This is a genomic window from Paenibacillus sp. FSL E2-0177, from assembly GCF_037992975.1.
GTDB lineage: Bacteria > Bacillota > Bacilli > Paenibacillales > Paenibacillaceae > Paenibacillus_AQ > Paenibacillus_AQ odorifer.
Map to the genome: position 1 here is coordinate 2,556,697 of NZ_CP150307.1, position 24,421 is coordinate 2,581,117.

Annotated in this window: 28 protein-coding genes and 1 tRNA gene; 20 read left to right on the forward strand and 9 right to left on the reverse strand. The window is 43.3% G+C overall.

Annotated elements, in window-relative coordinates:
- The first annotated feature begins 11 nt into the window (after positions 1-11).
- The 3 genes from MHI25_RS11290 to MHI25_RS11300 all read left to right on the forward strand — a co-directional run bounded on the left by MHI25_RS11290 (position 12) and on the right by MHI25_RS11300 (position 1,337).
- Positions 12-584 (forward strand): xanthine phosphoribosyltransferase, encoded by a 573-nt coding sequence (locus tag MHI25_RS11290; protein WP_038569895.1) that lies wholly within the window; start codon positions 12-14, stop codon positions 582-584.
- A gap of 101 nt (positions 585-685) precedes the next feature.
- Positions 686-1,003 carry a hypothetical protein gene (locus MHI25_RS11295; protein ID WP_036689410.1) on the forward strand — a complete coding sequence of 106 codons (318 nt, stop codon included), beginning with the start codon at positions 686-688 and terminating at the stop codon, positions 1,001-1,003.
- 115 nt (positions 1,004-1,118) lie between these two features.
- Positions 1,119-1,337, forward strand: a complete 219-nt coding sequence (locus tag MHI25_RS11300; RefSeq protein WP_036689413.1) for a hypothetical protein — start codon at positions 1,119-1,121, stop codon at positions 1,335-1,337.
- Between the two features lie 96 nt (positions 1,338-1,433).
- On the opposite strand, the gene MHI25_RS11305 is transcribed toward MHI25_RS11300, so the two are convergent.
- Positions 1,434-1,880 carry a hypothetical protein gene (locus MHI25_RS11305; RefSeq protein ID WP_340395418.1) on the reverse strand — a complete coding sequence of 149 codons (447 nt, stop codon included), beginning with the start codon at positions 1,878-1,880 and terminating at the stop codon, positions 1,434-1,436.
- A 182-nt stretch (positions 1,881-2,062) separates the two neighbouring features.
- Between MHI25_RS11305 and MHI25_RS11310 the strand changes: the two genes are divergently transcribed.
- Positions 2,063-2,146 (forward strand) — tRNA-Leu (locus tag MHI25_RS11310).
- Between the two features lie 912 nt (positions 2,147-3,058).
- Here the strand turns inward: MHI25_RS11310 and MHI25_RS11315 are convergent.
- From MHI25_RS11315 to MHI25_RS11325, 3 genes are read right to left on the reverse strand one after another with little or no spacing between them, the layout of a single operon-like run.
- A complete protein-coding gene (locus tag MHI25_RS11315) occupies positions 3,059-3,742 on the reverse strand; it encodes a hypothetical protein (protein ID WP_076129967.1) in 684 nt (227 codons plus the stop codon).
- The gene (locus MHI25_RS11320; protein WP_076186440.1) at positions 3,742-4,632 is read right to left on the reverse strand and encodes an ABC transporter ATP-binding protein; all 891 of its coding nucleotides are present in this window, start codon (positions 4,630-4,632) and stop codon (positions 3,742-3,744) included. Before MHI25_RS11320 ends, MHI25_RS11315 begins: the two co-directional genes overlap by 1 nt.
- A complete protein-coding gene (locus tag MHI25_RS11325; protein WP_076195038.1) occupies positions 4,629-5,000 on the reverse strand; it encodes a GntR family transcriptional regulator in 372 nt (123 codons plus the stop codon). The genes MHI25_RS11320 and MHI25_RS11325 overlap by 4 nt, the downstream gene beginning before the upstream one ends.
- A gap of 199 nt (positions 5,001-5,199) precedes the next feature.
- Here MHI25_RS11325 and MHI25_RS11330 point away from each other — a divergent pair, with 199 nt between their 5' ends.
- Positions 5,200-6,009, forward strand: a complete 810-nt coding sequence (locus MHI25_RS11330; protein ID WP_076129969.1) for a class I SAM-dependent methyltransferase — start codon at positions 5,200-5,202, stop codon at positions 6,007-6,009.
- Here MHI25_RS11330 and MHI25_RS11335 read toward each other — a convergent pair.
- Complete coding sequence (locus tag MHI25_RS11335; RefSeq protein WP_076195036.1) at positions 6,001-7,248, reverse strand: S8 family peptidase; 1,248 nt, start codon at positions 7,246-7,248, stop codon at positions 6,001-6,003. The two genes, MHI25_RS11330 and MHI25_RS11335, sit on opposite strands and share 9 nt — an antisense overlap.
- Positions 7,249-7,414: 166 nt before the next feature.
- Here MHI25_RS11335 and MHI25_RS11340 point away from each other — a divergent pair, with 166 nt between their 5' ends.
- The 14 genes from MHI25_RS11340 to MHI25_RS11405 all read left to right on the forward strand — a co-directional run bounded on the left by MHI25_RS11340 (position 7,415) and on the right by MHI25_RS11405 (position 19,061).
- A complete protein-coding gene (locus MHI25_RS11340; RefSeq protein ID WP_076129971.1) occupies positions 7,415-7,786 on the forward strand; it encodes a hypothetical protein in 372 nt (123 codons plus the stop codon).
- A 196-nt stretch (positions 7,787-7,982) separates the two neighbouring features.
- Entirely contained in the window at positions 7,983-8,684 is a 702-nt protein-coding gene (locus MHI25_RS11345; RefSeq protein WP_076280562.1) for a hypothetical protein, read from the forward strand.
- Positions 8,685-8,709: 25 nt separating this feature from the next.
- Positions 8,710-9,261 carry a GNAT family N-acetyltransferase gene (locus MHI25_RS11350; protein WP_076195032.1) on the forward strand — a complete coding sequence of 184 codons (552 nt, stop codon included), beginning with the start codon at positions 8,710-8,712 and terminating at the stop codon, positions 9,259-9,261.
- A gap of 232 nt (positions 9,262-9,493) precedes the next feature.
- Positions 9,494-10,531, forward strand: a complete 1,038-nt coding sequence (locus tag MHI25_RS11355; RefSeq protein ID WP_081386282.1) for an ABC transporter substrate-binding protein — start codon at positions 9,494-9,496, stop codon at positions 10,529-10,531.
- 16 nt (positions 10,532-10,547) lie between these two features.
- Positions 10,548-11,537, forward strand: a complete 990-nt coding sequence (locus tag MHI25_RS11360) for an iron ABC transporter permease (RefSeq protein ID WP_051491618.1) — start codon at positions 10,548-10,550, stop codon at positions 11,535-11,537.
- A gap of 1 nt (position 11,538) precedes the next feature.
- On the forward strand, positions 11,539-12,318 hold the full coding sequence (locus tag MHI25_RS11365) for an ABC transporter ATP-binding protein (protein ID WP_076129974.1): 780 nt from the start codon (positions 11,539-11,541) through the stop codon (positions 12,316-12,318).
- Positions 12,319-12,362: 44 nt separating this feature from the next.
- A complete protein-coding gene (locus MHI25_RS11370; RefSeq protein ID WP_076280934.1) occupies positions 12,363-12,890 on the forward strand; it encodes a pyridoxamine 5'-phosphate oxidase family protein in 528 nt (175 codons plus the stop codon).
- 3 nt (positions 12,891-12,893) lie between these two features.
- A complete protein-coding gene (locus MHI25_RS11375) occupies positions 12,894-13,319 on the forward strand; it encodes a DinB family protein (protein ID WP_076195028.1) in 426 nt (141 codons plus the stop codon).
- 186 nt (positions 13,320-13,505) lie between these two features.
- Positions 13,506-13,913 (forward strand): MerR family transcriptional regulator, encoded by a 408-nt coding sequence (locus MHI25_RS11380; RefSeq protein WP_076195026.1) that lies wholly within the window; start codon positions 13,506-13,508, stop codon positions 13,911-13,913.
- A 68-nt stretch (positions 13,914-13,981) separates the two neighbouring features.
- Positions 13,982-14,911 (forward strand): alpha/beta hydrolase, encoded by a 930-nt coding sequence (locus MHI25_RS11385; RefSeq protein WP_081383122.1) that lies wholly within the window; start codon positions 13,982-13,984, stop codon positions 14,909-14,911.
- 454 nt (positions 14,912-15,365) lie between these two features.
- A complete protein-coding gene (locus MHI25_RS11390) occupies positions 15,366-15,956 on the forward strand; it encodes a TetR family transcriptional regulator (RefSeq protein ID WP_076309307.1) in 591 nt (196 codons plus the stop codon).
- 226 nt (positions 15,957-16,182) lie between these two features.
- Complete coding sequence (locus tag MHI25_RS11395) at positions 16,183-16,926, forward strand: SDR family oxidoreductase (RefSeq protein WP_340395419.1); 744 nt, start codon at positions 16,183-16,185, stop codon at positions 16,924-16,926.
- A gap of 83 nt (positions 16,927-17,009) precedes the next feature.
- The gene (locus tag MHI25_RS11400) at positions 17,010-18,095 is read left to right on the forward strand and encodes a glycerol dehydrogenase (protein ID WP_340395420.1); all 1,086 of its coding nucleotides are present in this window, start codon (positions 17,010-17,012) and stop codon (positions 18,093-18,095) included.
- A gap of 105 nt (positions 18,096-18,200) precedes the next feature.
- Positions 18,201-19,061, forward strand: a complete 861-nt coding sequence (locus MHI25_RS11405) for a divergent polysaccharide deacetylase family protein (protein WP_081387580.1) — start codon at positions 18,201-18,203, stop codon at positions 19,059-19,061.
- Here MHI25_RS11405 and MHI25_RS11410 read toward each other — a convergent pair.
- Entirely contained in the window at positions 19,048-19,800 is a 753-nt protein-coding gene (locus MHI25_RS11410; RefSeq protein WP_254848847.1) for an N-acetylmuramoyl-L-alanine amidase, read from the reverse strand. The two genes, MHI25_RS11405 and MHI25_RS11410, sit on opposite strands and share 14 nt — an antisense overlap.
- Positions 19,801-19,983: 183 nt before the next feature.
- On the opposite strand from MHI25_RS11410, the gene MHI25_RS11415 reads away from it, so the two are divergent.
- Positions 19,984-20,172 carry a YqzE family protein gene (locus MHI25_RS11415; RefSeq protein WP_036689445.1) on the forward strand — a complete coding sequence of 63 codons (189 nt, stop codon included), beginning with the start codon at positions 19,984-19,986 and terminating at the stop codon, positions 20,170-20,172.
- Between the two features lie 68 nt (positions 20,173-20,240).
- Here MHI25_RS11415 and MHI25_RS11420 read toward each other — a convergent pair whose 3' ends face one another.
- From MHI25_RS11420 to MHI25_RS11430, 3 genes are all read right to left on the reverse strand, one after another.
- Positions 20,241-21,263, reverse strand: a complete 1,023-nt coding sequence (locus tag MHI25_RS11420; RefSeq protein ID WP_340395421.1) for a hypothetical protein — start codon at positions 21,261-21,263, stop codon at positions 20,241-20,243.
- Between the two features lie 156 nt (positions 21,264-21,419).
- On the reverse strand, positions 21,420-22,484 hold the full coding sequence (locus tag MHI25_RS11425; protein WP_340395422.1) for a YqhG family protein: 1,065 nt from the start codon (positions 22,482-22,484) through the stop codon (positions 21,420-21,422).
- Positions 22,481-24,226: an SNF2-related protein gene (locus MHI25_RS11430; protein WP_076129985.1), complete on the reverse strand. Its 1,746-nt coding sequence runs from the start codon at positions 24,224-24,226 to the stop codon at positions 22,481-22,483. Before MHI25_RS11430 ends, MHI25_RS11425 begins: the two co-directional genes overlap by 4 nt.
- Positions 24,227-24,421: the final 195 nt, after the last annotated feature.

Below are 24,421 nucleotides of genomic sequence, written 5' to 3' on the forward strand. Positions count from 1 at the left end.
GGTTCAAAGTCATGGAAGTGTTGAAACAGCGGATTTTGGAAGAAGGTGTCGTCGTTTCGGATGAGGTGCTGAAGCTGGATGCACTGCTAAATCATCAGGTTGATCCACAGCTTACGATGGAAATGGGACGGGAGTTTGCCGGGAGGTTTGCGGACTCAGGAATTACACGTATTGTGACCGTAGAATCCTCGGGCATTGCCGTGGCATTTGCCACCGCGTATGAATTAAAGGTGCCGCTAGTTTTTGCACGCCGCAAAAAAACACTGTTAGCTGATCCGGATGCGCTTTGCGAAAGAGTTCCGTCTTTTACAAAAGGTATTGTTACAGATATTATGCTGTCTCGCCAGTTCATCTCTCCAGAGGATAAAATCCTCTTTATTGATGATATTATTGCCAATGGTGATGCAGCGCGTGGATTGATTAAGATCATTCAACGTTCTGGCGCTGAGCTAGTTGGTCTTGGTGTTGTAGTAGAAAAAAGCTTTCAGGCAGGGGCTCGGACGATCAGAGAGCAAGGCATTCGTCTGGAGTCACTCGTAAGAATTACCTCTCTAAATGGAGGCACCATCGAATTTGGGGAATAACCTAATTGGCAATAAGAACAGGCCTATTTTTTAAACAACTGCTTTTCACCCTATGGATTTTCCTTTATAATAAAAATTAGACATAGGGAGGAGGCGTCACAATGGGGAAAGAACCGGTGACTGAACAATTTTTTATTGATAAATTAACCGAGGCCAAGGATCATTTCGAGCGTGCGCTGGATTGCAAACACACGGAATTCGACGATCTGTATCCCTATATGATTGAACATCCTCAGTTTTTTTGGTACAAACGCTATGTAGCCTGGTCAGAGCTTCTGACAATCAAAGGTTTGTGCGAAGAGTTATCCTTCCCGTGGAGAGAGAAATTCACAACTAACCAAGTGGAGTATCTGGAGCAACGTGTGATGTCCGCTAAAGTTCTTGACTTCTGGTTTGAGAAGAATGAAGCGCTGATATAAGAATGCTTTAGTAGACATGCAAGTCGTTAATTGCCTACATGAGACCCAGATGATTTATCATTTGGGTCTTTTTTCTGAGACTAAATAGGACAAGCTATGACAGGAGGGATTAATGATGATTAGCGATGAGCAATTGGATGCCTATCGGATTTCCGGTGAGAAAATTCGTGTAGTGCGTGATGGCTTGGAAAGTAACGATGTAAAAGGGATAGTTCTTGCTTGGGATGATTCTCAGGTGATGATACGTCGTCAGAATAGACGAGTAGTGAAGCTGGATCGCAATTATTTATTCCAGCCATTTAGTGAACCAAGACAAGATCCGGATAATATATAATCTTCACAGTAATAATTTTCGCAGTAATCATCTTCATAATACAAAACAGCTCCTCGCCCTACTGGGCGGGAGCTGTTTCTGTAATATCATTTGGGATTATATAGTTAGAGCTAGTTCAGACGCATTCTCTTCTCTGGAGAGTATGGAGAGTTCTGTGGACAGTCCAAGATACGCGCGCATGCGCAGCATCATTTCTCTACGGAAGCCTGGCCATAATATATTCATCTCTCCTTGAAATCCTCTGCAGGAATATAAGGCTTCGACTCCTCGCTGATCTTGGCGAACGGTAGTAATCTTCAAATCATGGGAGCTCAGCTCGCGCGTAACCTCTTGAAGCATTAGTGACGTCTTCTTAGTGGCACCAGATACGAGCTCCATATATAGCTGAGGGGTCTTAAACAGGCCGCTTCTACTGATTACACGGCAGTCACGTTCGAAAACTTTATGAATAAACGTTAGCAGCAAATAGCTTCTGATCAGGGACAGTTCTTCTTTAGTTACTTCTTCATCAATAATGGATGTGTTTAGCTTTGTAGTCGCCATTATAAATCACCTCATTTATATTATGCGAACTTTTGTTCTCATTATACCTTATATTCGGCAACAAAAGCAATAATTATCCATAAATTAATGAATGATAAGAAAACGGCGAAAATATATTGACGTTGAATTCTCAGCGTGGTATGATCTATCTTGTGACCGCAATAAGCGAGTCATTATAATACGCGGTCATGGCGGAATTGGCAGACGCGCTGGCTTCAGGTGCCAGTGGTAGCAATATCGTGGAGGTTCGAGTCCTCTTGACCGCATAGCTAAAAGGATTATAGAACTGCTCTAGTAGCAGGTTTATAATCCTTTTTTTATGTTTTTCAGCAGACGGTAGTGCGAAAGAGGAAGGTATCCTTAAGAACCATCACCTGAGGCTAACGGACCCAGATGAAGCTATTTGCTCATTTATCGCCTTTTGAGCGTAGTATCGGACCCCAGTGCAGCTATTGCATGGAAAAAGGATCACAATTGGCGTTTTTTATGCCAATAGCGACTGTGGGGTCCGATAGGAATCCAAATCTGCCCTAATGGTACGAATAAGGTCAGCGGGGTCCGATAGAAAACCAAATGTGCTCTAAGCTACGAATAAGGTCAGCGGAGTCCTATAGCGTCTTTCCACGCGCAGATTGGGGAAAGACTAATTAGTGTTTTGCTTCTACGTTACTCGCCCCGCGGAGTCATCATCATCACCTGAGGCTAAAGGACTCAGATGAAGCTATTTGCGCATTTATCACCTTTTGAGCGTAGCATCGGACCCCAGTGCAGCTATAGCATGGAAAAAGGATCACAATTGGCGTTTTTTATGCCAATAGCGACTGTGGGGTCCGATAGGAATCCAAATGTGCTCTAAAGCCACGAATAAGGTCAGCTGGGTCCGTTAGGAATCCAAATGTGCTCTAAAGCCACGAATAAGATTAGCTGGGTCCGATAGAGCCTTCGCACGCGCTGATTAGCGAAATACTAATCTGTGTTTCGACCCGTCGTTACCTGCAATAGCGAACTGCGTTTGCTTTTAAGCTACTCACCCCGCTGGGTCCGATAGCACCATCGCACGCGCAACTATGCTCGAATCCAATAAAGTTTGTTGTCTAGATCAAAGTCTAAGACACGAAAGAAAACAGGTGCACCCGGCATGGCTTTTGGGACACACCTGTTTTTTATAGGATAATGAATTACACTGTTGCTCTACGCAGCATCAAAAACGATAAAAGAGCGTACACAACTGTCAAAGGCATGGACCACAAAGCAAGTTCAAATGCGGTATATCCAGCAAACCAGTTGAAGAGGTCTACCCACCACTGATTATAGGTCATTAATAATACACCGAGACTGCACAGGATAAACATAGCCCCTGAGAAAATGAACAAACCGCTTCGGCCAAATCTCCGGAAGATACTGGATATCATTAGCCCCAGAAAAAACATATTAAGAAAGAGCACAAAATACATCCACAGCTGTTCTATGGCATTACCATCATTTAAAAAGGGCAAATGAAAATAATGTAGTTCCAAACCCCAGCCACCCGTGAGCCTGCTTTCAATGATTGCGAGCAGGTAGAGGAGAATTGAGTAGGTGGCGCTAGTTATAATAGCCATTAAGGAAGTGCCTATGAAATAATCCGTTCTGCGTTGACTTAAGCCCAGAGCAAAAGGGAAGGTCTGCACCAAAATGAGTATACCGGTGATTAACATATAAATGAAGATGGAGACGAGACCGCCGGTATAGATTGGTTCTTGGATGAAAGAAGCGACGATGACATTCACCAAGAAGCTGGATAACAAGATTACCCAAGGCATATACAACCATAACCACTTATCTCTGAAATGCATTTTTATCATGCCTGCCGTAGGATTCATTACACGGTCACTTCCTTTCCTAGAGATTTTTTATTTGTGAGATGAACGATTAATTGCTGTAAAGATACAGGTGAGATTTCTAAGCCTAACTTTTCAGCATGTGCGTGATCTTTCGCGTTGAAACCGATAATGGTGGCTGTAAGCAATCCGCCAAAAGACTCGCGGGAAATGACTTGTTTGCCGGCGATAAAATCTTCGATCTTCGCTGTCGCGCCGATTACCGTAACAGCTTGCCCGCGAAGGGCTTCAGCATCTTCGTTAATAATTAGCTTGCCGTTGTCGATGACGATAACATGCTCTAAAAGCTGACTTACCTCATCGATCAAATGGGTGGACAAAACAACTGTGCGTGGATTTTCAGCATAATCTTCAATTAGGCGATCGTAAAACAGGCTTCTAGCTACAGCATCAAGTCCTAAATAGGGTTCGTCAAAAATGGTAAGCGGAGCACGGCTGGCTAGACCTACTACAATTCCTACAGCCGAGAGCATACCTCGGGATAGCTTTTTTATTCTTCTTTTTAATGGCAGATTGAAATCCTTGATTAAAGAGTGAGCATATTCCCGATCAAAGTTTGGAAAAAATAATTCGGATACCTCCAGTACATCGATGATTCGGTACGTGTCCGGATACCTTTGGCTTTCCTTAATGAAGCAAATCTGCCTGAGAACCCGGTTATTCTCGTATGGATGTTCACCAAATACGTTCAGGACACCACTTGTGGGGAAAAGCTGAGCTGTGATCATATGCATTATTGTGGTTTTTCCTGCACCGTTTCTGCCGAGAAGCCCGTATATCTTGTTTTTCTCCAATGAAAAACTGAGTTCATGGATGGCAGTGACATTTCCGTATGACTTAGTCAATCCTTTGATTTCAACAACTTCATTCATGACTTGTTGTCTCCCCTCTGAATCATAATTGTTAATTGATCCAACGTAATTCCTAATTTTTCAGCTTCACTGATCATGGTTACTACATACTGTTCATAAAATTGTTCTTTTCTCTTCTCCATCAATACTGCACGCGCTCCAGAAGCTACAAACATACCGATTCCTCGTTTTTTGTACAATATCCCTTGATCCACAAGCAAATTCACACCTTTCGCAGCCGTAGCCGGATTGATCTGGTAGAAAACAGCAAACTGATTTGTCGAAGGAACTTGTGACTCCTCCAGCAGTGTTTCTTCGATGATGTCATTTTCTATTCGTTCGGCGATCTGCATAAATATCGGTCGTGTATCATCCATTAAGTTTCCCATGTATTCACCGCCAACTTCATTGGTTAGTTAGTTATGTAATTAACCATATATGCAACGAAGTTAATTGTCAATATTTTTAATTATTTTGGGCTGTATCCACATAAATAAAGGCTGCCCAGAATGCTCTGGATAGCCTTTTATTTGCACAACATATCTGCTATGATTTTGTCCTTGGTAAAAAAGAAGGGGGAGTTCAGCTATGAATGATTATGGTCCGGATCTGTTCAAAGATACTGCAAGCTATTACACCAGATATCGCCCGCTATATCCGTCCTCACTGATTCGATATCTAGTGGACAAATTCTCACTTCACGGAGAGGGCCGGTTGCTGGACTTAGGTTGTGGTACTGGGCAGTTAGCGCTAAGGTTTACGGATTGGTTCGAAGAAATCATTGGCGTAGATACTGAACTAGAGATGCTAGATGAAGCAAAGCTGTTATCACAGTACAACAGGGTTGAGAATGTTAGCTGGCAACAGGGGAGAGCGGAAGAACTATTCAATGACTGGGGTTCCTTTCGTCTCATCATGATGGCTAAGGCGTTTCACTGGATGGACCGAGAATCCATACTTGAAGTTCTCTATCATAGTTTAGATGATAACGGTGGTATTGCTGTAATTGATACTTTTAATGAACAACAAGAACCGTTACCTTGGCAACAAAAGGTAGAGGAAGTAGTGAAACGCTGGTTGGGTGACGAAAGAATAGCCGGAAAAAGTACATATAAACATCCCCAAGAAAGACATGAGGATGTTGTAAAGCGATCCAGTTTTAAAGACGTTAAAAGACAGGTATTACCGAGTTATTCCATCACTTGGACTGTTGATTCGATACTAGGAAATTTGTATTCTACGTCTTATGCTTCTAAGCGATTATTTAGAGATAACTTAGAACGTTTTGAAGATGATATGAAATCAGCTTTATTAGAAATAGAACCTACAGGTGTATTTACAGAGGACCTGTCGGTTTCCGTCATTACTGCCTTTAAAAAAGAAGCGGATTTACGATAAAAACCGCGCATTGATCTCACCGCATCCTGCTGTGTTAGGACTTAGTTTAAGGCGATACGTGTTCTTTTTTAGTATGGATTTTACTTGCTTAGGCGTAAGAGAAGGGTTCTTCTGGAGTAATTGCGCGATCACACCCGAGACGATAGGTGTTGAGACACTGGTACCGGACAGCACAAAGTAATCTTTAGCTATCCGCAAATAAGGAAGCTCGCGATCCAGCTTGGATCGTGGAGCACGAAGGGAGATGATCGTCTCGCCTGGAGCAACGAGATCTGGTTTCTTCCTTCCTCCCGGTGCGGGTCCGCGACTGGAGAACCAAGTGATTCGGTCGTCCGCTTGTGTGAGCGTGCGACGGTCATCCACTGCACCGACAGTAATTGCTGAAGGACTAATCCCTGGAGATTCGATCGTACTGCGTCCCGGGCCGCTGTTTCCAGCAGCTATTACAACGTTAAGTCCGGCTTTAATTGCTTTTTCTACAGCTTGGCAGAGTGGATCATCTGAACAAGGAAGATTCACCTTACCCCCGAATGACATCGAAAGAATACGAAGATTAAGTCTTCTCCGATTCGCAATACACCATTCAATTCCTTTAATGATTGTGGAGTCATATCCATCGCCATTTTTATCTAGTACTTTGACACCTACTATCCCTGCCTCTGGAGCAGGGCTTTTGTATTTTCCTTTACTCATCCATCCGTTGCCTGCTGCATCCCCTGCGATATGAGTTCCATGGCCGTTATCGTCATAGGGCTGTTTTCTATGATTGATAAAATCTTTAAAAGCAACTATACGGTTAACAGGGCGAAACAGGTCAGGGTGCCGATACACCCCTGTATCAAGAATAGCAATGTTGATGCCTTTTCCGGTAAGCCCCTTTTTCTTTTGGGCGGTTGTAGAACCAATGGATGGTGTCGCTATATTAAGGGATGTTTTTTTGACTTGATCCAAATAAATTTTTTCGATTCCATCCCAGCGGCACATCCGGTTCAGGCAGTTCTTTGAAACTTTGGATGATATCGAATTGAGCAGGTGAAGATGATGTCTGATCGGAAGGTCGTGGGATTTTAAATGCTTTTGTAAAGACTGTAGCTGGGCTGAAGTTATTTTTTGTTTGAATTTAATAATAACTGGAATGGTATTCGCTTTATGCCCTGGAAGATAGGAACGTTGAACTCTTTTTCTCAAGGAATGGTGCATTTTCGAATGATATTGCTCTAGCCATTTTTGACCGTTCATTAGTAATGAATCACCTCTTGAAGGTATTATATGCACTGCAGAGCTAGTGGACACGAAACTATGAAACTAGGGTTTAACATATTTTCAGATTTGTAGGTGAAAGAGAGGTCAAACCTTACGATTCTTGCATTTACTAACGTATCCTAAAAAGAAAGTGGTGAAGTAAATGGCAATTATTAAAAAACCAGTTAACAAGAAAGCAGTTATGGCTAGCAAAGTTCTCGCGGCTAAAAAAGCGAAAGCAGCTCCTACAAGAAAGAAACGTAGAATTAGACAGACTCTGGATAGATTTATTGTTGTTGCTATTGGTACAAATGCAACGGGTACACCTAAAGATACTACGGGGTGGACAGCTTCATTGAGAGCTGGAACTACAACGGTTACTGCTGATTTTGACGAATTTGGTGTAGTTAGATTCCCAACAATTAGTACCTTAACATCGGTACCTTATCTTCTCACTTTGAGAGATGAGAGTGGAGCTACTATAAGAAGTTTTAACGTTCCCGCAGACCGCGAATTTTTTGTGGCTAGATTCTAGTTTGGACAAGCCAGGTCAAGTAAACAGCATGCGTCGATTTTATATCGATGCATGCTGTTTTTTTATTTTTCTAACTTTGATTCAAGTGAGTGATTTGTTACAGACAAACAGAATGGGGGGATGCCATACTTTCAGCATCATAATTTTGGGAATATAGTACAAAAATGGACAATATATAAGGCGGGTGAGAGGTTTCGTGAAAGAAAAAGGGAATATATCAGGTATTCAATATTTTTTATTAGGACTGCTTATATTTTTAATGTTAGGAATGGATATGTTCATCATGGGATTAGATCAATGGTTATGGGGGGATTTGTTTAATATAGACGACTTTTTTGTCAGCCCTTGGTACGTACTAGTTGTTCATTGGAGCATAGTTACCCTATTGTGGGCAGTAGGAGCTATGATGTTTCTACTTTGGTTCAGGAAGAGGAAGTTGATTGGACAGGTTATATCTTTGTGTTGGAGCTCTAAGGTCATTCCTTTGTTAATTGTAGCTTTTATATCAAGCTTTTTGTTCGCTGTGTTGGAATTTTGGATTAATGGGGAGAGCATTCCACAGATTTATAGGGAATATGAAAACTTCAAGTTAGAACATGGTTTTATGGGCATATGGGTTGCCTTGGTTCAAAACATATATTACATTGTGGAAGCTGTACTAGTTGTACTATTGGTTGCACTAATGCAGCGTGCAGGAGAAGTATGGTTTAAGAATCCTTCTCTTCCTTATGGGGGAATAGGTTTAATGCTGACTTGGGGATTAGGTCATTTGACGCATGGTCTGCAAAGCGGCTTGTATATTACTGCTTTTTCTTTGGTATTTGGCTGGCTGTTTGTGAAAGCGGGCAAGCAGTGGTGGCCAAGTTTTCTGTTTATCTGGCTTGTATTTGTTTTATAATATTTAGTTTAACGGGGGGACACCATTGTACAATTCAGAGAAGAGAACAATTACTACTGAAAGATTGATTTTAAGACCTTTTGCATTGTCTGATGCACAGCGTGTCAGTGAGCTCTGCAATAATTATAATGTTTACAAAAGTACATTAACTCTACCTTATCCATACCCTATTGATTGTGCATTATCATGGATTGAAACACATGAAGTTGAGTTCAATAATGATAATTCATATGAATTCGCTATTACTGATAAAAATACAAACGAACTGTATGGTGCTATAGGTTTGAGAAATAACCGGACACACAGAAACGGCGAGCTTGGATATTGGATAGGCGAGGAACACTGGGGTAATGGATATGCTACAGAAGCAACAAAAGCGGTCATTAATTTTGCTTTTACAGAAAAACATTATCACAAAGTGTACGCCAGATTCTTTGCTTCAAATCCTGGTTCGGGACGGGTTATGCAAAAATCTGGCATGCTGAAAGAAGGCGTTTTGTTACAGCATATTTATAAAGAGAATGAGTTTGTAGACCTTATTCATTATGGGATATTAAATTCGGGAGTTACTAACTAACGCTTGGATTTCATGCACCACTATTTGAAGTCACGCCCATAGGGCGTGGCTTTTTTATTAGAAATGCTAGTCTGCTTCAACGGACAATAATGAAATTCCTTCTTATTTAAAATTAAAATAAAATTCTTGACACTTCTCATTGATAACGATTATCATAGGAATCGATGAGTGAAAATGAAAATCATTATCACTATATGGGACGTATAAATATACATATTTGGAGGGATAGATTTTGAAAAAAATATTAGTACTACTGGTTATTGCAGCGCTTACGGCAATGACTGCATGTTCGTCTACAAATACAGCGGACAATCCAAAAAATGAAGCGGTAACGAATACAACTGCTAATGAATCGAAAGAAGCAAATGCAGCAAAAACAACAGAAGTAGCAAATACAGCGGAAGCTGCCGGCAAGGTGTACAGTCTGGAGAATGATGGTGTGGATGAAGCGTTGTTCAACGAAGCGTTAAGCCAATTCCCAGCCAAAGTACCGGAGCGTATTGTAACAACTTCTGTGCCGTTAACAGAAATGCTTTATTTGCTCGGCATAACACCGGTAGGTGTACCAACTTCAACGAATCCAATCCCTGCTGATTTCGAAACAATTGATCGTATTGGATCACCTATGGCGCCGGATCTGGAGGTAGTAACCAAACTCGAACCAGACTTGCTGCTGGGAGCGGAATCTCTTCGCAGCACGTTGGACAAATCGCTAGAAGGAATCGACCTACAAAAAGCATATTTGAGAACAGAATCATTTGAGGATCTAAAGCTTAGTCTCAAAGTATTAGGCACTTATTTTAATAAAAAAGATGAAATGAATGCTGCTTTAACTAAGATTTTGAACAAAGAAAATGAGCTGAGTCAATTAGCCGAAGGCAAAGAACTGCCAAGCGTGCTGCTAGTAATCGGAACCGCAGATTCCTTTATGGTTATGAGTGAGAAATCTTATTTAGGTAGCTTGGTTAAAAAGCTTGGTGCTGATAACATCGCAACTTCTGTATTGCAAGTTACTGACACTTACTCACCTATCAATATGGAGAACATTGTAGCCGCTGATCCAGACATCATTCTCGTACTCGCTTCAGGCGATCACGGAGCGACTGAGGATAAGTTCAAAAAAGAAATAGAGAAAAATGAAACTTGGACAAAGCTTTCGGCTTATGCAAATAACAAAATCAACATTCTAGATTACAGCGTATTCGGTGTCACTTCGATTATTAACGCGGAGACAGCCTTAACCGAAATTGCAAAATACTTCTATGAATAATTAAAGGAGACAGCAAGTGATAAATACATCTCGTAGCAGAATTATTGTTATTGTAACGTTAGCACTTGCGCTCGTTGCCGCTATAATTGCGATTGGACTAGGCTCAGTATACATTCCTATACCAGACATCCTAAGCACGATCTTTGGTTCAGCGGCAAAAGCGGTGAATGCGACCATCATATGGGATATTCGTTTGCCGCGTGTATTACTGGCGATGATCATTGGGGCAAATATCGCGGTTTCGGGTGCTCTTCTGCAAGCCGTGATGGGCAACCCACTTGCTGATCCAGGATTGACCGGTGTAACGAGTGGAGCGGCTGCATGTGTGCTTGTCATTATGCTTGCAGCTCCACAATATACGGAGTTCATTCCAATTGCGGCTTTTGTGGGTGGACTAATTGCTGCAGGGATTGTATATGCATTAGCGTGGAGAAGAACCGGTATTTCGCCCATCACTATTATTTTATCAGGAGTTGCTGTGAATGCTCTTTGCGGGGGATTAATAGGACTCCTGACCATCATGTACAGCGACAGACTTCCGGCAGCGGTCCAATGGTTAAACGGCAGTCTGGCTGCTAAAGGGAACAATGCCTTGATGATGGTTTTCCCGTATGCCATAGCAGGCTGGATCTTATCCTTTTTCGCGATCCGCAAGGCGAATATAATACGTTTAGGGGATCAGGTAGCTTCGAATTTAGGTGAAAATGTGGACCGAATTCGTATTCTACTTTCCTTGCTGGCAGTATTTCTAGCGGCTATCTCTGTAGCGGCTATTGGGATGATTGGCTTTGTAGGGCTTGTTGTGCCACATATGGCTCGATTGTTGGTGGGTTCAGACTATAAATTTCTTTTGCCGATGAGTATGGGACTTGGTGCATTGGTATTGTTGATAGCAGATACAGGTGGACGTACCCTATTTGCACCTTTAGATATTCCTGCGGGTATCCTTATGGCGGTGATCGGTGGACCTTATTTTCTATACCTGATGAGAAAGAAGGCGTTCTAACATGTTTACTGTCGATTCTATTTCGATTCGGTATGAGCAGAAAAACATTATTAACAACTTCTCTTTTTCCGTAAAAAAGGGTGAAATCGTCTCGATTATAGGACCAAACGGCTCAGGTAAATCTACATTGCTTAAGGCGGTATCACGGCTAATTCCATATCATACGGGTGCGGTCACACTCGAGGGTACGGATCTAAAGTCTATGACTGCCAAACAAGTCGCTCGAAAAATGTGTATGCTGAGCCAGAAGAACCAAGCACCTAATGATATGACTGTGATCGATCTCGTCTCCTATGGAAGGTATCCACATAAAAAATGGTTCGAAAAATTAAATCATGAGGATATGGACATTGTCGACTGGGCACTGGAGAAGACACATTTAAAGGATTATAAGGATCGAGCCGTTTCCTCGTTATCCGGTGGTGAATCACAGCGTGCTTGGATTGCTATGGCCTTGGCGCAGCGTCCTTTGGTTATGTTGCTTGACGAACCGACCACTTACTTGGATATTTCGCATCAGCATGAAGTTCTTGAGTTAGTACGTGAGCTAAATCAAGACATGGGGATGACCGTCGTGATGGTGTTGCATGACCTCAATCAAGCCTCTACCTATAGTGATAGTATTGTTGTGGTGCAGGCGGGTGAAAAAGCGATGTATGGGACACCAAATGAAGTTATGACCACCGATATGATCCGGGATATATACCGAATGGATGCCGAAGTTCAATATGTTCCTACAGAGACGAAACCTCGTATTCATTTGCTAAGTACCGTTCGCTAGATTCGTGGCTAGATTACATAACCTATTAATGGAGGGATTTTATAATGAAGAAGCCTGTAGATGTTGAAAAAAATAAAGAAAACTATTTGCAATTTATTGCGAATCGTAAAAATCTGATTTTGAGCTTGATTGATGACGAAGGAAAACCTTTTATCAGCTATGCTCCTTTTGTTAAGCATGAAGGCAAGCTGTATATCTACATTAGTAAGATCGCCGAGCATTACAGATATATGGAAAATAACGATTTTGTAGATGCGCTTCTAATTGCAGATGAGTCTGCGACGAATAATAAATTTGCAACGGAACGTGTGCGGTGGAATTGCACATCAAGCAATATCGGGAATGACGGGCATGAGGAGATCTTTGAATTGTTTAATGCTGATCATGGGGTTGCAATGGTGAATTTGCTGCGTGGATTGGATTTTTCATTGTTTGAATTGACCCCTCTCCAAGGGCGTTATGTTGTTGGTTTTGGCTTGGCCTTTGACATCGACGTAGATGCGAACCTGTTCAACCATGTGGTGATCGACAAGAAAAAAGACGAAGAAGCCACTGTACAAGGGAGCAAATAATCTATGACTTTCACTTCAGTGTTGCCAATCTGGCAAGCGGTGCAAACGCGATTTCATAAAATCGTGAAGGCTTTGCCGGAAGAAGATCTTAACCTTAAGCTAGGGAACTCTACAATTGGGGGATTAATTCAGCATAATGCAGAAGTTGAGTTTATGTTCGCAGAGTGGTTTTTTGGAAGACCTAATCCTCAAGGCGACAAGGCGGCATATTCTACATTGAATGAACTCGTTGATCTGCTGACTGTTTCCAATGAGAATCTAACTGCTGCGATGCAGGAGCTTCCGGAAGAAGCGTGGCATGTGAGTGTGGAGTCGGCTTTTGGCACATCTACACCGCTTGAAGCGATAGGCAGACTTATGTATCATACAGGCATTCATGCCGGACAGATTTCGCTTATACAGAAAAATGCAGTTCGAAGTGAAGTATAGTGAATTGGGAAATGATTGATGAGAAAACGGCAGAAATGTCGTTTTTTTTGTGCGTAAATAAGGAGTTTTTAAAAAGGAGTTTGGGTAGTTGTTGACGTTCTTTTGATGTCCCTTTGATGTCCTTTTGATGTCCTCTGCAGTCTCTGGATTTGGTATAATGTAGGGGATTCTAAGGGGGCGCTGATTATGACAGAGTACTTGCGAGGCCAAATTGCCAAAATGGCGAATGTGAATATGGAGACGTTAAGATATTATGAAGAGCTCGGATTAATTAGCACTCCCTTACGTTCGGAAGCTGGTTATCGTCTTTATTCGGATGAGGTGCTTAGCCGACTTGTTTTTATACATAATGCTAAACTGTGTGGTTTCACTTTAAAGGAAATCAAGAAGGCACTCACTAAATCTGAAAGCAGCGGCATTAGCATAGCTGATTTTGTAACTGTTGTGGATAAGAAAATGGATCGAGTTCGTGGCGAAATTGCAAAACAGGAAATAAAACTAACAGCCCTCGCAGATTTGAGAAAAAATTTGTTAACCACAGATAAACATCCAGGCGTACAGTCCACGCTCGAAATCCTAAAAATGGATTCTTAACTTGACCTTGTAGTCTCCTACAGCCTTTACAATCTGAGTTGAAAAAAATTGTAGGAGGGATTTACGAGATGGAAAAGACAAGTACAGAGCAGCTTGCAGCGATCAAAGATTATTTGCGACAAAGCAACCGATGGGATAGCAAGTCTATCGGGCAAATACGGCAGGAGATGGATGCGACGGCTGCGAACATGCCCAGTCCTACGGATGTTATCGTCGAGCGGGTCATGATTGGACCCTTAAGCGGAGAGTGGATTATTCCTGTGAATTCTGCTCCACCCGCTGATGAAGTGATCCTTTATTTCCACGGTGGGGGTTTTATTTCGGGGACTTGTGAATTTTATCGGGATCTGGTTACACGAATTGCAAAATCTAGTGGCACGAAGATCCTAATCATTGAATATCGCTTGGCACCAGAGTTTACTTATCCGGCTGCTAATGAAGATTGTATAGACGCTTATCTGTGGCTGCTCGCGAATGGATATTCTGCCGGGAATGTCGTGCTTGGAGGGGATTCTGTTGGAGCCAGCCTTGCGCTGATGACGTTGATTACTATACGGGATGCGGGTGGGGAATTGCCGGCGGGTGCTTTTTTAATCTCGCCGCATACAGATCTCGTCCATTTGGATGGTGAATCGTATCTGAGCCGAGCGGAGTTTGATCCAACAGGCAGCATAGACGGAAATAAACGAATAATTGATGTTTATTTAGGTGCTCGGACAGAACTAGCTCCTATATTATCTCCCTTAAGGTTGGATTTGCAGGGATTACCTGATTTACTTGTTCAAGTAGGCGACCACGAGGTTTTGTTAAGTGATGCAACGAGGTTGGCTGAACGAGCACAAGCTGCGGATGTTCATGTAGAACTGGAAATATGGGAGAACATGTGGAGTGTCTTTCACTTTTTAGCTTATATGCTGCCAGAGGCGCAGCAAGCGATTGCGAATGTCGGTAAGTTTGTTAGGACGAGGTTAGATCGGATTGAGCAAAAAAGCAGCTGATATTCCCCGCCTTCTTGAGAGATCAAGGAGGTTTTTTGGTGAAATCGTAGGTTAGCAGAAGGTGGATTGCTAGATACTAGGCTTCTTCATCGTAACGGACCGTATTGCAGCTATTTGCTCAATTTGGCGCGTTTGACTAACTTTTCGGACTGCACAGCTCTTATTGGCACATAAGAACGCTGAAAAGGTGGGGATTTGGGTGAATAGCTGCATTGGAGTCCGATAGCATGGCGAATTACGGTGATTTCTGAAAATAAGGGCTCCTCAGTCCGAATTCATGTAGTACGGGGGCTACGGAGAATAAGATACTAAACTGGGACTTAAGTTTAATAATTGGGTGCGAGTATATACTGATAATGATTTAACGAATGACAAAGTGGTAATATTGTCAGTTCGTTTTTGAACATAATATGCTATGATAATTACCACCAGAGATAGAGCGAGGGGAATACATATGTCGAATGATCTTCCATTATCAAAAGAAAACATTTTGGACGCGGCTGAACAAGTGCTCCGGCGTTTTGGCCCGGACAAGACTTCTGTTGTAGATGTAGCGAAGGTGCTTAAAGTAAGTCATGGTACGTTGTATAGACATTTTTCCAGTAAATCTGCTTTGCGAGAAGCCGTAACCGAAAGATGGTTGCAGTATAATATTTCAGAGCCTTTAAAGAATATTTCAGAGCATTTTGATGGGAATGCCAAAGAGCAGCTCCGATTATGGATAGATACGCTGATTCGTAGTAAAAGAACCTATGCTGTGGATGATGCCGAAATGTTTGCTATGTACGCAGCTGTAACTTTAGAAGCGGTGGATATGATTACCCTACACGTAGATCAATTAATTGGGCAAATCGCAGGCATTATTGAAAAAGGCATACAATCCAAAGAGTATAGAGTGGTGGAACCAGTGGTAACGGCTAGAGCAATTTTTAATGCTACTTCGCGGTATCATCATCCAGCACATGCTATAGAGTGGCAGTCGGCTACGATTGATCAGGATTTCGCCTCCGTTTGGGATTTGATTATTTCCGGGATTTCTTTGTAACATCTACTTAAAACCTTCTGAGACTCAGGAGGTTTTTTTGTGTCTTAAAGAGGTATAAATCCCGTGGATTTGATTGAATTGAGCGACTAACGGCGAATGAGAGGTATAAATCCCGTGTGCAAAAACAAATCCAAATGACAAATATTAAAAAATGTCACTTGTAATTTGTAATCGATCGATTTATAATCAGACCAACAAGAAGGACAAAGTGATAGGAGGAGTAATTATGAATCAGAATTTAGCTGGAAAAGTAGCATTAGTAACAGGTGCATCGAGAGGCATGGGCCGGGAGATTGCGGAGAACTTGGCACAACAGGGTGCGAAGGTGGTCGTTAACTATTCGAGTAACCCCGGCAAAGCCGAGGAAGTCGTAACCGGTATTAAACAAAAGGGTGGAGAGGCTGTCGCTATTCGGGCGGACATCAGCCAGGTGGCAGAACTTGAACAATTATTCCAAACCACATTAGAAGCCTATGGACAACTCGACATTCTCGTCAATAACGCCGGGATTATGATTACGAAGCCGATACTAAATATGACGGAAGAGGATTTCGACAAGCAGTTTGCGATAAATGTAAAAGGCACCTTTTTTGCTTGCCAGCAAGCAGCTAAATATATGAATGATAACGGACGGATTATCAATTTTTCAACTTCCGTTACGGGTCAAATGTTCCCGACCTACAGCGTCTATGCAGGAACTAAGGGAGCAGTGGAACAAATCACTCGTCAGCTGGCCAAAGAATTTGGACGAAAAGGAATCACTATCAATGCTGTTTCACCTGGACCTGTGAATACGGAGTTATTTACCGTAGGGAAATCAGTGGAAGAGATTGCGACCGTGGGGAATATGAATTCCTTTGGACGTTTAGGCGAGCCTGAGGATATCTCAAACATTGTGTTGTTCTTAGCCAGCAAAGAATCACAGTGGGTTACAGGTCAGACGATCCGTGTGAATGGTGGATTTATTTAAGCTGGTGGTTAAAGGGATCTTTTTTATAGCTGAATGTGGTCAATCCTTCTAATATGAATGTAAATAAAAGGAGGAGTGAAAACATGACGCAGATCATCTGCTCACCGACTAAATATATACAAGGACATGGTGAAATTCGTAAGCTGGGAGATTATTGTTTGCAGCTAGGAGCGACAAGAGCTTATGCCATTATTGATCCTTATATTTTCTCTGTGTACAAAAAAGAGATCACATACAGTTTTGAAATGAACGAAATGCCACTAGTGATGTGTGAATTCAAGGGCGATTGTAGCCGTAATCAGGTTAATGAGATAGTAACCGCAATTGGCTTGAAGGATACCGAAGTCATTATAGGGATTGGCGGCGGCAAGACCTTAGATACGGCAAAAGCAGTAAGCCACATGAGTAACCTCCCGGTAGTTATTGTACCCACAGTGGCTTCAACGGATGCACCTTGCAGTGCTTTATCAGTGTTGTATACGGATGAGGGAGACTTTGACTGTTATCTTCCATTAAAAAGAAATCCAGATCTGGTTATCGTAGATGTCGATATCATTGCTAAAGCTCCTGCAAGATTACTTGTTGCCGGAATGGGAGACGCTTTGTCCACTTTTTACGAAGCAAGAGCTTGTCGAGAATCTGGGGCTATTACACACGCAGGTGGGACTAGCACAATTGCAGCCCTTTCATTAGCTCGTGCCTGTCTGGATACCCTTCTTGCAGAGGGTGAAACGGCATTAAAAGATGTTAAGCAAGGCATCACCTCTCCTGCGGTGGAACATATCATTGAAGCCAATATTTACTTGAGTGGCATTGGGTTTGAAAGTGGAGGACTTGCTGCGGCGCATGCGATTCATAATGGATTGACGCTGCATGAGGAATGCAGGAATACTCTTCATGGTGAAAAGGTTGCTTTTGCTACGATCGTTCAGCTTGTACTGGAGAAAGCACCATATGAAGAGATTGATCAGGTGATTGGTTTCTGCAAAAAAATCGGTCTTCCCGTTACTCTCAACGATCTTGGAATTACCAGTAAGGATATTGATCCATTGATGATGGTGGCGGAAGCTAGCTGTTCTGAGGATAGCCCCATCTGGAATATGCCCTTTGAAGTTCAAGCTGTGGATGTGCTGGAAGCAATTCTTGCCGCAGACGCGCGGGGACAATAGAAAAAGCCCGATTGTAAATTATTGCGAACCCTCCTCGTACATATTTAACCTTCGTGAACCAAACAATGAGAATAATTGTTTAAGACGAAGGAGGCGTTCCTCTTGATGAAGGACAGTCGAAAGTTTAATCGTTATTTACTAATTTGGATTGCTGTTGCTGCTCTAATGGTTACTTTAATCGCTCCCATGGCACCGTCTGTTTCAGCTGCCGAGTCCAGAGACAACCCTACAAACACACCAAGTGAAGAGAAGACATCTCAACGTAATAAGGTCGTAATTATTATTGACGATTTCGGCAATGGCATGAAGGGGACGGATGAAATGTTTTCGCTGCCAATAAAGCTTACTGTGGCGGTTATGCCCTTTTTGCCTACATCTGTGAAGGACGCCACACGTGCGCATGAACGCGGAGATGATGTTCTGGTCCATTTGCCAATGGAGCCCCGCCAGGGTAATCCTAAATGGCTTGGACCCGGAGCTATACTGGCTAAGATGTCTGATGAGGAAGTGCGTCAAAAGGTGGAGGCAGCGCTCGATAATGTGCCCTATGCTATCGGTATAAACAACCACATGGGCTCTAAAATTACTGGGGACGAACGGATTATGGGTGTGATCTTATCCGTGTGCAAAGAGCGGGGATTGTTTTTTGTGGACAGTAAAACCAACTACCGTTCTGTTGCTGGCAATATGGCATATCGAATGGGACTGCCCCGCGTAGAGAACCATATCTTTTTGGATGATACACACACAGCTAATCATGTGCTGAAACAAATGGGTCTAGTAAATAATCTGGCGAAGGATCAACGATTCTGCGTAACCATTGGTCATGTTGGTGTATATGGAAAAGAAACCGCCGCAGGCATCCGCAGCGGTGTTGAGCAAATAAAAGATGATGTTGAATTTATAGGCATATCTGATCTCGTTAAAAACGAAATGAAATGGAACTCGAATCCTACACTTCCATAAGATAAGCTACTATGCCGCCAGCAATTGCTTCAGCAATTTCTTGTTGCCCTTTAGGGGTGCATAGCTTTTCGCGATCTGTCGGACTGCTTACAAAACCCGCCTCAACAATTACGGTTGTGGCGGTTATTTTGTTGAGTAAATAAAAAGGTTTACCTGGTCTTGTCTCAGCCTGGATATTATAGAGACTGTTTAATTGTTGCTGAATGGTCTGGGCAAGAATAAAGCTGCGGCCTTCTTGGCGATATAATACAAGTGGTCCATGCTTGGATGGTGAAGGTGCCCAGTTAACATGGATGCTGACCACTACAGTAGCTGGTAATGTCTCAGCCAGCTCTTTACGCTGAGCAAGGTCGCGCAGATGCCGGGATTTACTGCGCAGCCAGCGGTTCTCATCGCTTGGGGCGTAATCTCCATTACGATTTAAGGCAACGTCAAATCCATCGCTGCGCAGCAGCAGAAATAATCGGCGTGAGATATCTAATGTAATATCCTTCTCAAGAATGTTGCCGTAGGAAGTTCCTCCGTCGATCCCCCCATGTCCTGCATCAATTAAGATCATCCGGTGGCCGTGACTTAAGAGATGCTGACGTTCATCATTCACTACGGGTTTGGATGGAGTTGCAGTAGCATATGCACTCCCCATAAACAGCATTAGAAGTCCAACTGTGGTTAAAGTAATACGTAAGCCGCATATTGCAGCTGCTGTCTTGGAATAAGCTTTATTTCTCCCATTGTTCAAATGAACTCCTCCTTGCATGTGAATAACCTCGTGCCCTAGATTCTTTGTTATATTGTGCTTTAATAGGTAAACCTATTCGAACAATTCGAGACAAGAGTTTAGATATATGCTCGGTGGTGCACACTAAGAGCATGGAACGACGCTGGCTATCTTAATTCACTTACAATGTAGGAGGTGTTACAAATGGCTTCCGGCGGCGATGAGCTTGTGAAGTATATCACTGAGAAGGTAGTTGTTTATATCGAGGATCCGCGTGCCATTCATGCTCGTAGAGCGGCTACAAAGCAGCCGTGGTCACAAAAATGGTTCGGTATGCTTCCGCTTGGTTGGTCGATCTGGCGAAGCAAATGGAGCCACAGTGACAAGGATTGAATTTCACAAATAACAAATAACCTTCCAGTGCCTAATCGAGCGTGGCAGCGGAAGGTTATTTGTTATGTTTAGTTATAGATATTTCTGTCGGGCAGCTTGTGCAGTGTTCCTATAGCCTGCAAGGCAGTGAGTGGCAAATACCGTCTTCCTTCTGGCCCTGATGCTGCGTAAACGGTAGGCATGTTGTTTATTGCTTTTGTTTTATTCGAAGCAGGCAACCAGTTTTGATAACCTGTAATCATGAAAGGTGCCCCTACGATATCATTTCGGCCAGCGGCTTGATAAGCAATACTTTCCTTGGGACGAATCAGTGCGGCGATATTGTCACCGTCTACAGCAAGCAGTTTTGGGGAGGTCAACCACATGATATCTTTATAAGGATCATCTGTTCCCCCGCTTTGATAGGCAGAAAGCGGAGACAAATCAGTAGTTAGGTTAGTGATTACATCCGTTTCTGTCTGCTGTCCTTTAAGCACTTCTTCCGCTTTACTTAGCGTCCACGGTAAAACTTGCGGCACGGAAGCATTGATAAATATTGTCTTATCGTCAATGACGATTTTCCATACGGGTAGAAGTGGTGCATATAAGGCTGTGAGTTTTATTTTTCCTGTATAAGATGAAGGTATAAGTCCTTCCTGCACCAAAAATTGGCGCAGTTCTAATAAACTATAGGGGAGTCCGTAAGTGCCAGCTCCATATTCGCTAAGCATATAACCACCTTGATCCGTAGCGGAAATGATCATGTAGCCGATCCGCTGTTCACCTTTCATAACGTTGACAAGCCAGCTATGAGTACCTGGACCCAGAGGATAATATTCTATTCCTGCGTCCTTCCAGGCTGTAAATGGAGCTTCTGCTGCGAGCTTGTTCAGTGTACTCTTGGCAAATTCTTGGACCGTACCGGGTGAAGGTAAGATATCCATCTGCAGTACAGGTATCAAATCCTGTGTGACTGAATCAACTACACTTACTCTGGAAGCGGCAAGCGCAGAAGAGGAACCGGAGCTCGTTGCGATGAGTCCGATGCATAGAAGCAGGAGGAAGCAGCTTTGACCTGCAAGAAGCAGCCTCCGCCGTACACTTATTTTCATGGCGTCGTTCACCTTTCTTTGTTATGAAATATCAGAAAGTAAAAGCTTCCTTTTTATTGTAGAGGACAAGCTATAAAAAGGCTGTTGCTTGCTGTCGCGCCGGAAGGCGGAAGTTCTCTTGTTTTTTTGCCTGCTTTTAGCGAGTAGGGTCGCATTCTATAGGCTCCGCAGATGAAACAGTCCATAGGTCACCGCAGAAACTGCGATTTGCGGCTCATATTGCCAAATGGTCTCTTGTCGACGCCGATTATACTGCTCTTGAGTCGCTAGGCGTTTTTCTTCGTCAGGCTCCTTCAGCAGCTCTCCATAATAGACATCAATGATGTCCAGTTCAACCCTTAGCCGCTCACGTGCCTGTTCTGCCCAAGTGTAGTCCAGTTCGGCTAACTGAGTGGTAAGATGAGTTTCCAATAAGTCGGTAGCGGCTGCTACTGTCATTTCATAAGGCTGGATATGCACATTTTCCGGCAAGCGTGGCATCATCTCTTTTGTGGAAACTTTTGCATTAAAGTCATCAATGATGGTTCCCTTTGTTAGGGAGATGCCAAGATAATGGAGTTCTTCACGTTTCAAATCGCAGCTCATCTCCACTTTATAGCAGACACTAAGCCATGGCTCGTAAGCGGCAGAGAACAGCGTGTTTCGCTGCCTGCTGCCCGGGTCCTCAAATAAATAAAGGCATTTCCCTTCGTCCCTAGCGGCGTTCCAAATCTGTTGCAATCGCTTGCTTCCGTAAATAATATCCTCTCTGCGGATCATTCCTGGCCCAATTCGTGGGAGTGCCGGCACAATGCCGAAGTAGCGGGCTAGGATACTTTCCTCCGGGTCAGTAGATGGAGCATTCACTGCTTCTGAGCCCGGGGAGGCGGATTCGAGTAAGTCAGTGCTGGCCTCTGCATCGTTTGTTCCGCCTGTAGTTAGGCTTCCGGTGACAACTTGATTCAAAATGCCAGTACTGCGATTTGCAATGGGGGGAACCTCTACTGCAGCTTGACTGTCGTATTTTTCCGGATCAAAAACAAAGGTGAAAGAAAGGGTCTCAGGATCTACACCTGTGCGCTCCACGAATCCCCAATAATACGGCCGGTCGGTAAGCATTTTGTCAGCTCTAGGTGATAATTTCACAGTTACGTGAAGGGGCGAAGCCTCAATGATGGAGCATTCAGTGGCTTCAAGATAGTCCATCACATGCTTGCGTACTTCCTGTGCGGTGAGGGTCATGTCGCAGTCCCACTTTCTTTTTTAATACCCTGTGTCAATTCACTGAGGGATTCACCAATATGGTCCAGCTCATGCCGCAATTCTTCGTCGGAGCGGGATTCGAGCATGATTTTGTATAAACTTTTCTCCAGCGATTCCTTCTTTTCAAAACGTTCCAGGATTACATCCAGCCCGCCAATCACCATTTCAAACATATTGATTTTTTCATGCAGCAGATGCAGGATATGTTCTTCAATCGTGCCTTGCGTAGACAAGTTGTAGATCACTACGTCATTTTCTTGCCCTAACCGATGGACACGTCCGATACGTTGCTCCACGCGCATGGGATTCCAGGGCAGATCAAAGTTGATCATATGGTGGCAAAATTGCAGGTTAATTCCTTCACCACCGGCTTCCGTTGCAATCATAACTTGAGCGCGGCCGCGGAAAAGATCCATCATCCAATCTTTTTTTCCACGGTTCATTCCGCCGGAATAAGAGACACACATCAGCCCATGTTCACGGAAATACTGTAGTAAATACTCTTGAGTTGCACGATATTCCGTGAAAACGATGACCTTTTCATTCATTTCTTGAATGAGGGCTAAGGTTGTTTCAGCTTTAGTGTTTGTTTTAACGGTACGGAGGGTCTGTAGCAGCTCCATCATCCGGTCTCTTTTTGGGGAATCCGCAGGCAGCTTTTTGATCAAATTAACTAAAGTGATAAAGACGGCATCCCGGCTGCTGCACACCTCACGTTGAAGGGTTACCAGAGAAAGCATGCTGCTAAGATTGCCGCCGGATTCCTGATACTGGTCTTTGACAAAGGAAGTAACACTGTTATACAAATCTTTCTCTTCTTGGGAGAGAACTAAGGGAATATTACGGACTTTTCGTTTCGTGAAATTAACTGGACCTTCACCACGGCGATTGCGGATCATGACCTTCGAAAGCTCGTCCCGCAGTTGACCTTCATTCTTGGGCTGGCGTTTATCAACCACGAAATTCGAGGCAAAATCGCCCTGATTTCCAAGTTGCCCCGGCTTCAGTATAGTGATCAGATTAAAGAGTTCGCCCAGATCATTCTGAACGGGAGTCGCGGTGAGCAGCAGGCAATATTTTTTGCGTAATTGCTGTACAAATAGATAATTGGTCGATTTTTTATTCTTCAGCTTGTGAGCTTCATCAATGATCAACATATCGTATTCATTTTCCAGCAAGATTTCCTTATGAGGATCTCGTTTGGCGGTATCCATCGATGCGACGACTATGGCGTTGCCCCAAGAATAGGCTTTTTTCTGAGCGACAGCAGTGATGCCAAATTTCGCATTCAGCTCACGAACCCATTGCAATACTAGAGAAGCAGGTACGAGAATAAGCACTTTGGAGACAAGACCGCGTACCAGATATTCTTTGAGCACCAGTCCTGCTTCAATGGTCTTGCCCAGTCCAACCTCATCTGCAAGAATCGCGCGGCCTGACATTTCGAACAGAACCTTATGCGCTGTATCCAGCTGATGGGGAAGTGGGGACAAGCCGGATAAATGCTTCATACATTGCAGCTCATCGAAGCTCGTTACTAGACCTGTTTCCTCTCCTTGTACGGCAAGCTTAGATAAACGGTAGTCTCCCCATGGGCCGCCCTTTTCCAATTTGAGCTCCAGATCTTGCAACCAATTCCGGTCAAAAGAAAGAGGAACAGGCAGTATTGGCGCGGGTGTTCCCCCTTGCTGGGGTAGAGAATTACGGAATAATTGCGTCATAATGCAGCCTCCTCAAGCTCGGATTTATATCACCATTCGTAAGAGTAGTATGCTCGTAAACGAGAGAATTCATAACCTCTTATTTTTCACGATAGCCTTTAAAAAAGAGAGCAAGAGCGAGAAAAAGCAACAACGTTTGCGATAATCCGGCAACTTGACTCTATTTTCGAATAAGACCTTCGATACAATATGTGG

Excerpts from the sequence above, each read along its gene's own strand:
- MHI25_RS11290 (WP_038569895.1), top strand. The coding sequence starts at position 12 with ATGGAAGTGTTGAAACAGCGGATTTTGGAAGAAGGTGTCGTCGTTTCG.
- MHI25_RS11295 (WP_036689410.1), top strand. The coding sequence starts at position 686 with ATGGGGAAAGAACCGGTGACTGAACAATTTTTTATTGATAAATTAACC.
- MHI25_RS11300 (WP_036689413.1), top strand. The coding sequence starts at position 1,119 with ATGATTAGCGATGAGCAATTGGATGCCTATCGGATTTCCGGTGAGAAA.
- MHI25_RS11305 (WP_340395418.1), bottom strand. The coding sequence starts at position 1,880 with ATGGCGACTACAAAGCTAAACACATCCATTATTGATGAAGAAGTAACT.
- MHI25_RS11315 (WP_076129967.1), bottom strand. The coding sequence starts at position 3,742 with ATGAATCCTACGGCAGGCATGATAAAAATGCATTTCAGAGATAAGTGG.
- MHI25_RS11320 (WP_076186440.1), bottom strand. The coding sequence starts at position 4,632 with ATGAATGAAGTTGTTGAAATCAAAGGATTGACTAAGTCATACGGAAAT.
- MHI25_RS11325 (WP_076195038.1), bottom strand. The coding sequence starts at position 5,000 with ATGGGAAACTTAATGGATGATACACGACCGATATTTATGCAGATCGCC.
- MHI25_RS11330 (WP_076129969.1), top strand. The coding sequence starts at position 5,200 with ATGAATGATTATGGTCCGGATCTGTTCAAAGATACTGCAAGCTATTAC.
- MHI25_RS11335 (WP_076195036.1), bottom strand. The coding sequence starts at position 7,248 with ATGAACGGTCAAAAATGGCTAGAGCAATATCATTCGAAAATGCACCAT.
- MHI25_RS11340 (WP_076129971.1), top strand. The coding sequence starts at position 7,415 with ATGGCAATTATTAAAAAACCAGTTAACAAGAAAGCAGTTATGGCTAGC.
- MHI25_RS11365 (WP_076129974.1), top strand. The coding sequence starts at position 11,539 with ATGTTTACTGTCGATTCTATTTCGATTCGGTATGAGCAGAAAAACATT.
- MHI25_RS11370 (WP_076280934.1), top strand. The coding sequence starts at position 12,363 with ATGAAGAAGCCTGTAGATGTTGAAAAAAATAAAGAAAACTATTTGCAA.
- MHI25_RS11375 (WP_076195028.1), top strand. The coding sequence starts at position 12,894 with ATGACTTTCACTTCAGTGTTGCCAATCTGGCAAGCGGTGCAAACGCGA.
- MHI25_RS11380 (WP_076195026.1), top strand. The coding sequence starts at position 13,506 with ATGACAGAGTACTTGCGAGGCCAAATTGCCAAAATGGCGAATGTGAAT.
- MHI25_RS11385 (WP_081383122.1), top strand. The coding sequence starts at position 13,982 with ATGGAAAAGACAAGTACAGAGCAGCTTGCAGCGATCAAAGATTATTTG.
- MHI25_RS11390 (WP_076309307.1), top strand. The coding sequence starts at position 15,366 with ATGTCGAATGATCTTCCATTATCAAAAGAAAACATTTTGGACGCGGCT.
- MHI25_RS11395 (WP_340395419.1), top strand. The coding sequence starts at position 16,183 with ATGAATCAGAATTTAGCTGGAAAAGTAGCATTAGTAACAGGTGCATCG.
- MHI25_RS11400 (WP_340395420.1), top strand. The coding sequence starts at position 17,010 with ATGACGCAGATCATCTGCTCACCGACTAAATATATACAAGGACATGGT.
- MHI25_RS11405 (WP_081387580.1), top strand. The coding sequence starts at position 18,201 with ATGAAGGACAGTCGAAAGTTTAATCGTTATTTACTAATTTGGATTGCT.
- MHI25_RS11415 (WP_036689445.1), top strand. The coding sequence starts at position 19,984 with ATGGCTTCCGGCGGCGATGAGCTTGTGAAGTATATCACTGAGAAGGTA.
- MHI25_RS11420 (WP_340395421.1), bottom strand. The coding sequence starts at position 21,263 with ATGAAAATAAGTGTACGGCGGAGGCTGCTTCTTGCAGGTCAAAGCTGC.
- MHI25_RS11425 (WP_340395422.1), bottom strand. The coding sequence starts at position 22,484 with ATGACCCTCACCGCACAGGAAGTACGCAAGCATGTGATGGACTATCTT.
- MHI25_RS11430 (WP_076129985.1), bottom strand. The coding sequence starts at position 24,226 with ATGACGCAATTATTCCGTAATTCTCTACCCCAGCAAGGGGGAACACCC.